Annotated in this window: 7 protein-coding genes; 4 read left to right on the top strand and 3 right to left on the bottom strand. The window is 44.8% G+C overall.

From position 1 onward, the window contains the following. Positions 1 to 121: 121 nt before the first annotated feature. The 3 genes from rpsA to sohB all read right to left on the bottom strand — a co-directional run bounded on the left by rpsA (position 122) and on the right by sohB (position 3,853). A complete protein-coding gene (gene rpsA, locus R7O03_RS10275) occupies positions 122 to 1,792 on the bottom strand; it encodes a 30S ribosomal protein S1 (protein WP_005385817.1) in 1,671 nt (556 codons plus the stop codon). Positions 1,793 to 1,902: 110 nt separating this feature from the next. Continuing rightward, positions 1,903 to 2,583 (bottom strand): (d)CMP kinase, encoded by a 681-nt coding sequence (cmk, locus tag R7O03_RS10270; protein ID WP_021033981.1) that lies wholly within the window; start codon positions 2,581 to 2,583, stop codon positions 1,903 to 1,905. 208 nt (positions 2,584 to 2,791) lie between these two features. Then, positions 2,792 to 3,853: a protease SohB gene (gene sohB, locus R7O03_RS10265; protein WP_005385819.1), complete on the bottom strand. Its 1,062-nt coding sequence runs from the start codon at positions 3,851 to 3,853 to the stop codon at positions 2,792 to 2,794. A 254-nt stretch (positions 3,854 to 4,107) separates the two neighbouring features. Here sohB and R7O03_RS10260 point away from each other — a divergent pair, with 254 nt between their 5' ends. The 4 genes from R7O03_RS10260 to R7O03_RS10245 all read left to right on the top strand — a co-directional run bounded on the left by R7O03_RS10260 (position 4,108) and on the right by R7O03_RS10245 (position 10,186). After that, a complete protein-coding gene (locus tag R7O03_RS10260; protein WP_005372980.1) occupies positions 4,108 to 4,854 on the top strand; it encodes a YciK family oxidoreductase in 747 nt (248 codons plus the stop codon). Between the two features lie 129 nt (positions 4,855 to 4,983). Further along, positions 4,984 to 5,676 (top strand): translesion DNA synthesis-associated protein ImuA, encoded by a 693-nt coding sequence (gene imuA / locus R7O03_RS10255; protein ID WP_017821660.1) that lies wholly within the window; start codon positions 4,984 to 4,986, stop codon positions 5,674 to 5,676. A 4-nt stretch (positions 5,677 to 5,680) separates the two neighbouring features. Next, complete coding sequence (locus R7O03_RS10250; RefSeq protein ID WP_047103405.1) at positions 5,681 to 7,084, top strand: Y-family DNA polymerase; 1,404 nt, start codon at positions 5,681 to 5,683, stop codon at positions 7,082 to 7,084. Positions 7,085 to 7,111: 27 nt separating this feature from the next. After that, on the top strand, positions 7,112 to 10,186 hold the full coding sequence (locus R7O03_RS10245) for an error-prone DNA polymerase (protein ID WP_318131695.1): 3,075 nt from the start codon (positions 7,112 to 7,114) through the stop codon (positions 10,184 to 10,186). Positions 10,187 to 10,255: the final 69 nt, after the last annotated feature.

Below are 10,255 nucleotides of genomic sequence, written 5' to 3'. Positions count from 1 at the left end.
TAGCATGAGTAGTTTTACAGGCAAAGCCGAAACGGATGATAACCACCTACTGAAGTAGGTGGTTTAGGGCTGAAAAATAAAAAAGGAGCCTTGCGGCTCCTTTTTTGCTTAAGCGAGTATATTATTCGCCTTTAGCAGCTTTGAAAGCGTCAGCCATTGCGTTACCGAATGCATTGTCATCTTGCTTGTTGATAGATGCCATTGCTTCTTGCTCGTCAGCTTCGTCTTTAGCTTTGATAGATAGGTTGATTACGCGGTTCTTACGGTCTACACCTGTGAACTTCGCTTCAACAACATCACCAGCGCTTAGGATTAGAGAAGCATCTTCTACGCGATCGCGTGATACTTCAGAAGCACGGATGTAACCTTCAACGCCTTCTGCGATTTCAACAGTAGCGCCTTTAGCGTCAACAGCAGTTACAGTAGCGTTAACTAGAACACCTTTCTTGTTGTCAGCAACGTAAGCATTGAATGGGTCATTTTCCATTTGCTTGATGCCTAGAGAGATGCGCTCACGCTCAGCGTCTACTGCTAGAACAACTGCAGAGATCTCGTCGCCTTTCTTGTACTCACGTACAGCTTCTTCGCCAGCAACATTCCAAGAAATGTCAGATAGGTGAACTAGACCGTCGATGCCGCCTTCTAGACCGATGAAGATACCGAAGTCAGTGATAGACTTGATCTTACCAGTAACTTTGTCGCCTTTAGCTTGTGCTTCAGCGAATGACTGCCATGGGTTAGCTTTACACTGTTTCAGACCTAGAGAGATACGACGACGTTCTTCGTCGATTTCAAGAACCATAACCTCAACTTCGTCGCCAACATTAACAACTTTAGAAGGGTGGATGTTCTTGTTAGTCCAATCCATTTCTGAAACGTGAACTAGACCTTCAACGCCTTCTTCGATTTCAACGAAGCAGCCGTAGTCAGTTAGGTTAGTTACGCGACCAGTTAGTTTGTGACCTTCTGGGTAACGCTTAGCGATTGCTACCCATGGATCTTCGCCTAGTTGCTTAAGACCTAGTGATACGCGAGTACGCTCACGGTCGAACTTAAGAACTTTAACTTGGATCTCGTCACCAACGTTAACGATTTCAGATGGGTGCTTAACGCGCTTCCAAGCCATATCAGTGATATGTAGAAGACCGTCAACGCCACCTAGGTCAACGAACGCACCGTAGTCAGTAAGGTTCTTAACGATACCTTTAACTTCAGAACCTTCTTGTAGAGTTTCTAGAAGCTCGTCACGCTCAACGCTGTTCTCTGATTCGATAACTGCACGACGTGAAACAACTACGTTGTTACGTTTTTGGTCAAGTTTGATAACTTTGAACTCTAGCTCTTTGTTTTCTAGGTGAGCAGTGTCGCGGATTGGACGTACGTCTACTAGAGAGCCAGGAAGGAAAGCACGGATACCGTTTAGTTCAACAGTGAAACCGCCTTTAACTTTACCGTTGATGATACCAACAACAGTTTCAGCTTCTTCGTAAGCTTTCTCAAGTACGATCCAAGCTTCGTGACGCTTAGCTTTCTCACGAGAAAGTTGAGTTTCACCGAAACCATCTTCAACAGCGTCTAGAGCTACGTCTACTTCAGCGCCAACTTCAACTTCAAGTTCGCCAGCAGCGTTCTTGAACTGTTCAGCAGGGATAGCAGATTCAGACTTAAGACCAGCGTCAACAAGAACGAAACCGTTCTCGATAGCTACTACAGTACCTTTAACGATGCTGCCTTGTTGGAATTCTGTTTCGTTTAGAAACTCTTCAAAGAGTTGAGCAAAAGATTCAGTCATTTAATTAATCTTCAATAAATTAAACTTCCACGGGTATCCTACCGCATGGGGTTATTAAATTCGCCAGTCATCATCCTTGCGACCAACGCTCTTAGCCTAGTCGAGTATTATTACTCAGCTAGCTTCGATTCGATATATTGTAGTGCCTTTTCTACTACTTCGTCGATAGTCATCGACGTAGAATCTAGCACAAGCGCATCCTCAGCAGGGCGTAATGGCGCCACTGGGCGGTTACGATCTCGGTCGTCACGCTCTTGGATCTCGCTTAAAAGGTCAGCAAATCTAACATCTAACCCTTTCTCTTGCAACTGTTTAAGGCGTCGATTTGCACGCTCTTCAGCACTCGCATCAAGGAAGATTTTTGCTTGCGCACTCGGGAATACAATTGTGCCCATATCACGACCATCAGCAACCAGACCCGGAGCGGTCTCAAATGCACGCTGACGACGTAGTAATGCCTCACGAACACGTGGCAAAGCCGCAACTTTAGATGCTGCCATACCCGTTTCTTCTTTACGAAGCTCCCCTGACACGTCTTCGCCTTCTAGAATGACCTTAACTAAGTCACCTTCCGCGATAAATTGAACGTCTAGGTGGGTTGCTAGTGGGACAAGAGCATCTTCTGACTCGGTGTCGACACCGTGGTGAATCGCAGCGAGTGCAAGTACACGATAAATTGCGCCAGAATCTAAGAGTTGGAAACCCAACTTTTTCGCCAGCAACATACATAAAGTGCCTTTACCTGCACCACTAGGTCCATCTACGGTTACAACCGGAGTTTGAGAGGACATGTTCTTCTCCACCAATAGTTTCTTTTCAGCAATTTGCTCGGTTTTCGAGGCGCACATTATACGGGTAATCAGTCTTTGGAGCGAGGAAAAATGTCGTGTAAAGCATTACACCTAATGCGTAATTGGATTCATCAATAAACATAAAGTTCAACAAAAACGGCGAGAGCTTCTGCCCTCGCCGTTTTAAATGTCATGAACTTAAGCTCGATTAAACAATCGGTTTTTGACCACGCTCAGCTAACTTTAAAATCACACTATCAGCGACTTTACCCGCCACACCTGCTAGCTTGTCTGCCAGCTTTTTCTTCTGCACATAATGCACAGAAAGTACGGTTTTATCTTTGCATGCCGCAACAACGATATCATCAGATGTACTAATGTCATCCACCAAACCAAGCTCTTTCGCTTGTGTACCGAACCAGTGCTCACCAGTGGCTACTTTGTCTAGGTCCAAACTAGGACGACGCTCACGGATGAAGTCTTTAAACAAGACATGTGTTTCTTCAAGTTCTTGCTTAAACTTATCGCGCGCTTTATCGGTATTCTCACCGAACATCGTTAGCGTGCGTTTATATTCACCCGCTGTTAGTTGTTCGTACTCAATGTCATGTTTCTTCAACAGTTTGTTGAAGTTAGGAATTTGTGCGATAACGCCAATAGACCCCACAATTGCAAATGGTGCAGAAACAATCTTATCTGCTACACATGCCATCATGTAACCGCCACTTGCCGCAACTTTGTCAACAGAGATGGTCAGAGGAAGACCCGCAGCTTTGATTCGGTCCAGTTGAGAAGAGGCAAGGCCGTAACCATGAACCATACCACCGCCAGACTCTAAGCGAAGTAACACTTCATCACCTTCACGTGCGACAGCCAAAATAGCGGTGATTTCTTCACGTAGAGACGCGACTTCTTTTGCGTCTATGCTACCGTTGAAATCAAGAACAAATAGGTGTGGTTCACGCTTGCTATCTAATGAACCGTCTTTGCTCGCTTGTTTGATTTCTTTCTCGCGAGATTTGTTCTTCTCTTTTTCTTCTTTCTTGACGGCTTTATCTCGAGCCTTGATGAAAGCATCATCATGCAAATGATGCTCTAACTGCTCAACAGATTGTTTGTGTTGCTCTGAAAGGTTGGTAATCTCTAACTCCCCTTTCGCCGCACCCGATTTGCCACCAGCCGATTTTGCAATAATGAGCAGAACAATTATCGCAGCAACCACCGTGATAATTTTGGCCAGAAACAGACCATAATCTAATAAAAATTCCAACGAGAGCTCCTTTATCTCATTTCAGATGACGTTAGTATGTTACGCAGAAACATCAGCGAGAAGGCAGCGCGGTTTGTAACCACTTGTTCTGATTGATAGCATACCTAACGAAAGTTCTGGAATTGGTATAACACATGAATTGGTGTATTGTAACCATCTTGTCACGATTACCAAGATTTTCCATTGAGAAACAGGCGTTTTTTAGCGTCAATTAACTATCATGGACCCTCTTACAATAATAAGGATTTATCGCCGTGAACTACTCCGTTTCAGCTGATGCTCTAAAAGGTAAAGTCATTCTTGTTACTGGCGCTGGTAATGGCATCGGCCGTCAAGCCGCGCTTTCTTATGCCGAGCACGGTGCAACTGTTATTCTCTTGGGTAGAAATGTGCAAAACCTTGAATCTATCTATGATGAGATTGAAGCTGCTGGCTATCCACAAGCAGCTATCATTCCATTGGATCTCAAGGGTGCAACTCAGCAGAATTACATTGATATGGCAGAGACAATCGAAGGACAGTTTGGTCGCTTGGATGGTCTATTACACAACGCAGGTGTCTTGAGTTCGCTGTGTCCATTTGATCAAATCAAAGAGGAAGACTTCGACGATATCATGCAGATCAACGTGAAAGCCGAAGTGCTAATGACTCAAGCACTACTGCCTGTGATGCGTAAATCAGAAGCTGGGCGTATTATCTTTACCTCTTCAACCGTCGGCCACTCTGGCCGCGCATTCTGGGGGCCATACGCTATCTCTAAATTTGCCGTAGAAGGCATGATGCAAGTTTTGGCTGACGAGCTGAGTGATACACCGATCCGCGTTAACGCAATTAACCCTGGTGCCACTCGTACTCGCATGCGTGAAAAAGCATATCCGGGTGAAGATGCGAATACTCTCAAAACGCCACTGGATATCATGCCGCTATATTTGCACTTAATGGATCCTGCGGTTACCGATGTGAACGGTCAGTGCATCGACGCTCAACCGAAGCGTAAATAACTCATTCAGGTTACCTCACATAATCGATTGAAAAGGCAGCAAACGCTGCCTTTTTTCATTTCTCTCTTCATAAAAATCTTGCGACTTTCTCCCACAGAAATATACTGTATATATATACAGGTATTTATTATGCAAGATATTATTCAGAACTTAAAAAGCCAACACCTTGTTTGGCAAGCAAATTTAACGAAAGCAGATCCTCAGCAGTTGCAGACTAGTTCCGGTTTTTCTGAATTAGATGATTTGCTCGGCGGAGGCTTTCCACCTCATGGCGTAGTGGAGATGGAATCTATTGGTAGTATTGGTGAATTGCGTTTGCTCGCTCCCTATTTAAAAGCCACTCAGACCAATGGTGTGACCGCATTTATTCAACCACCTGCGCTAGTGAATTCTCTGTTTTTACACTACATCGGGTTGGATATAAACCAAGTGTGGGTCGTTACTCCAACTCACCCCAAAGACGCTCTTTGGGCTGCAGAGCAATGTCTGAAAAGTGGGGTATGCAGTAATGTTTTGTTATGGCAAGAAGAGCTTGAAATACATCAAGTGAAACGCTTACAGGTAGCAAGTGAACAAGGGAGTTGCCCTCTCTTTATGCTTAAAACAGATACTATCAACCGCTTGTCTTTGCCTGTGTCACTCAGTTTAAAACTGAAAGGCGACGAGCAAGGGATTCATGTTGAAGTGCTGAAAAGGAAAGGAGGCTGGAATAGAGGTAGCGTTAGTATCGGATTCCAACACCATTACCCGCAACTGGTGAAACCATCATCTGAAACTGTGCACTCGACTGTGGTCAACTTCCCACTGGCGAACCAAGGTTAGTGATATGTCTCTGTGGATTTACTTACACTTCCCTCGCCTGCAGCTAGACGCACTCTTTGGTGATAACCAAGAACAACCCGTGGTGATTGTCGAAAGCCAACGTTGCCAGATTATTCAATACAACGAGATTGCCGAACAACAAGGCATTAAGCCTGGTATGGGCTTAGGCAGTGCTGCGTCCTTGTGTCGAGATTTACAAGTGCATCCTTATCATCCACAAACCGAATTAAATAAATTACAAGAGGTAGCTCAGTGGTTGTATTTGATCACATCTGACGTTGTGTTGATGCCAAACCAAGGTATTTTACTGCGTGCTACTCCAATGCTCGCTCTGTATGAAGGGCTTGAAAACTATTGGAATAAAGTCAGAGCTCACTTATCGGAGCTGAAACTGAGTTTTCAATTCGGATGTGGTTTTTCGCCTTTTGCTGCCAAATTGATGGCAATATCAGGAGCGAACGTCATCAGTGAAGACAAATCTACCATACAAAAAGTCCTATCACCATTACCGTTAACACTGGCAGATTTATCAAGCGCTACAGTAGAGAAGTTACAACGTGTAGGCGTCACCACATTGCAAAACCTGCTTGAACTGCCATTGCAAGACATCGCACGACGCTTTGATATCGATTTGGTGAACTACGTTGGTCGACTGACTGGGCAGTTTAAACACCCTGTCGACCTTTATCACCCTACCGAATCCTTCCGAGTTTATTTAGAGCTGTTGTTTGAGATCGAAAACGTTCAGTGGATTGAAAAACCGTTGGCCAAATTACTTCGTCAACTCGAAACCTTTCTTAAATTAAGAGATAAGGTCGCTTTTGAACTGTGTTTAACACTCCACCAGCGTGAGAAACAAGAGCAGCACCTTCAACTCACTTCTGCGCAAGGTGATTACCTATGTCAGCGTTGGCAACAGTTAGCGAGTTTAAGCTTAGAATCACTCTCGCTTAATGGCCCAGTCACAGGGCTAACGTTAAAAGTCATCCGTCAAGGTGAGCCTCTTAGTGCATCACGCGATCTCTTTGCTGGGCAGAAAGGAAACATGAATGCTTTAGAGCTGCTCTCTTTACTGCAAGCTAAATTGGGAAAAAGTGCCGTTTTAAAACCCAATATTGCTTGCGATCCTAGACCAGAAAAGGCCAGTCAGTATCGCCCTGCTGATGCTCCGGATGAAAAGGGGCACGCCATACCATCCATACTACGCCCAGCAATGCAATTACCGACTCCCATTGTATTGCAAGAGCAAGTTTCTTTGGTCCACGGACCTGAGCGAATAGTTTCTGGGTGGTGGGATGGTGATGAGATCATGCGTGATTACTACATTGCACACACCAAGCAAGGCCGCTGGTTATGGATATTTCGCGATCAGCACAAGCACTGGTTTCTTCATGGCTATTTTTGTTAAATCGACAGTTATTTTTGTTGGGTCATTATGAGTTACGCGGAACTATTTTGTCAGTCTAACTTCTCTTTTTTGACTGGAGCTTCTCATGCAGAAGAGCTGGTACTCCAAGCTGCTTTCTATCACTATCAAGCTCTAGCTATAACGGATGAATGTTCAGTCGCGGGCATTGTCAAAGCCCATGCGACCATCGAACAACATAAACTCGATATCAAACAAATCGTTGGAAGTATGTTTTGGTTAAATGATGAATGCCAAATCGTACTGCTTTGCCCTTGTCGCAAGGCTTATGCCGAGTTGTGTCGTATCATCACAAACGCAAGGAGACGCAGTGAAAAAGGCAACTATCAACTGTTCGAATGGGATTTGATGTCGGTTCGACATTGTTTGGTATTGTGGCTGCCCACACATCAAGAGAGTGATCACTATTGGGGGCGCTGGCTCAATCAACACCACGCTAATCGTTTGTGGGTAGCGATTCAGCGCCATTTGAGTAACAACGATACTGAGTACATTGCGCACTGCGAGCAGTTAGCACATGAATTTCAATTACCTATAACTGCCTGCGGAGGCGTTCTCATGCATGATGTTGAACGCTTGCCATTACAGCATGTACTTACTGCTATAAAGCATGGGTGTAGCGTCGATAAACTCGGTTTTGACCGTATTTCGAATACTGAGCGAGCGCTTCGTCCTTTTAAAAAGTTGATTCGGATTTACAAACCAGAATGGCTGGAAGAAAGTACTTACATCGCCGATTTATGCGAGTTTAAGCTCTCCGATTTAAAATACGAATATCCTACCGAGCTGATCCCAGATGGTTATACACCCGACTCTTACTTACGTATGTTGGTCGAACGTGGTAAAAAGCTGCGTTTTCCTGAAGGCGTGCCAGCAGAAGTCAATCAAACCATCGAGAATGAACTGGCGCTTATTCAAGAGCTGAAATACCACTACTACTTCCTTACTATTCACGACATCGTAATGTTCGCGAAACAGCAAGGCATTCTTTACCAAGGGCGAGGTTCCGCTGCAAACTCTGTGGTGTGTTATTGCCTGGAAATTACCGCCGTCGATCCTCGACAAATCGCTGTCTTATTCGAACGATTTATCAGTAAAGAACGTAAGGAACCGCCGGATATTGATGTGGACTTTGAACACGAGCGCCGTGAAGAAGTTATCCAGTATATTTACAAAAAATATGGTCGTGAGCGTGCAGCACTTGCTGCAACAGTGATCAGCTATCGCTTTAAAAGTGCCGTGCGTGAAGTCGGTAAAGCACTAGGGATTGAAGAGACCCAATTAGATTTTTTCATTAAGAACGTTAATCGCCGAGATCGCAGCCAAGGCTGGCAAGCTCAAATTATTGAACTTGGCTTACAACCAGAATCTCTCAAAGGGCAGCAGTTTATCCAATTGGTCAACGAGATCATTGGCTTCCCACGCCATTTATCTCAGCACGTAGGTGGCTTTGTAATTTCATCTGGCCCTTTATATGAGTTGGTACCTGTTGAAAATGCCTCGATGGAAGATCGCACTATCATTCAATGGGATAAAGACGATTTAGAAAGCTTGAAGCTACTAAAAGTCGATGTACTCGCACTCGGCATGTTAAACGCCATCAAAAAGTGCTTTCAACTGGTCGAGAAACATCACCAGCGATCCCTCTCGATTTCCGAGCTCACTCGCCGACAAGATGATCCACACGTGTACCGCATGATCCAAAAAGCTGACACGATAGGCGTATTCCAAATTGAATCTCGTGCACAAATGAGCATGCTTCCTCGCCTAAAGCCTGCTTGTTATTACGACTTAGTGATTCAAATTGCAATTGTTCGTCCAGGCCCTATTCAGGGTGATATGGTGCATCCTTTTTTAAAACGACGAGATCACAAAGAGCCTGTCAGTTATCCATCGGAAGAAGTAAAAAGCGTTCTGGAGCGGACTATGGGCGTCCCTATTTTCCAAGAGCAAGTCATCAAGCTAGCCATGGTAGCCGCAGGGTTTAGCGGCGGCGAGGCCGATCAACTCCGTCGAGCGATGGCATCATGGAAAAAGAATGGCGATCTCGCTAAATTCAGACCAAAACTGATCAATGGTATGCAAGAGAGAGGTTATGACTTAGCGTTTGCTGAGCGCATTTTCGATCAGATTTGCGGCTTTGGTGAGTACGGCTTCCCTGAAAGTCATTCAGCGTCTTTCGCAGTGCTGGCATATTGTTCTGCATGGTTAAAATATTATTACCCAGCCGAATTTTACACTGCATTGTTGAACAGCCAACCAATGGGATTTTATAGCCCATCGCAATTAGTACAAGATGCTCGCCGACATGGCATCGAAGTATTGCCGGTGTGCGTCAATCATTCAAAATATCAGCATCATCTCGTCTCACGTCCGAATGGCAGGCTCGGCGTGCAACTTGGTTTTCGCTTGGTGAAAGGCTTTAACGCAGAAAGCGCACAAAGGCTTATTGAGCGCAAACCACTTAATGGTTACCGAACGATTCAAGAAGTAAAGCAGATATTAAGAAGCCGAAGTGACATTGAATTATTGGCTTCAGCCAATGCATTTCAGGCCTTATCGGGGAATCGTTATAACGCTCGCTGGGCAGCAATGGATTCCTTATCTGACCTACCATTGTTTCACAAGGTCGAAGAACCCAATGTTAGCTACCAGACTCAACCCTCTGAATATGAAAATTTAATTGAGGATTACGCAAGCACGGGACTATCTCTTAGCCGCCATCCAATTAAATTATTAGAAGAAACGGGCAAACTCCCTCACTTTACTCGCATGATGCAACTGGCAGAGAAGCCGCATAAGTCACTGGTCACAGTGGTAGGCGTGGTAACAGGAAGACAATCTCCAGGCACCGCCGCTGGCGTGACATTTTTTACGCTAGAAGATGACACGGGCAACATTAATGTGGTCGTTTGGCAAGCGACAGCACGAGCCCAAAAGCAAGCGTATTTAGGCGCTAAAGTATTAATGGTGAAAGGCATTCTTGAAAGAGAGGGAGAAGTCACGCACGTTATTGCTGGCAAGTTGATGGATTGCACGCACTACTTGAACAATCTACAAAGTAAATCTCGGGATTTCCATTAGTACAGAGGAATTAAGGAGAGAGATGTTAAAAATCAGAGAGAGGTGCGCTCCCTCTGATTTCACTAGATC

The organism is Vibrio sp. Vb2960, from assembly GCF_033337665.1.
GTDB lineage: Bacteria > Pseudomonadota > Gammaproteobacteria > Enterobacterales > Vibrionaceae > Vibrio > Vibrio alginolyticus.
The sequence above is the reverse complement of the archived record's forward strand: the minus strand, read 5'-3'. Positions and strand labels throughout refer to the sequence as shown.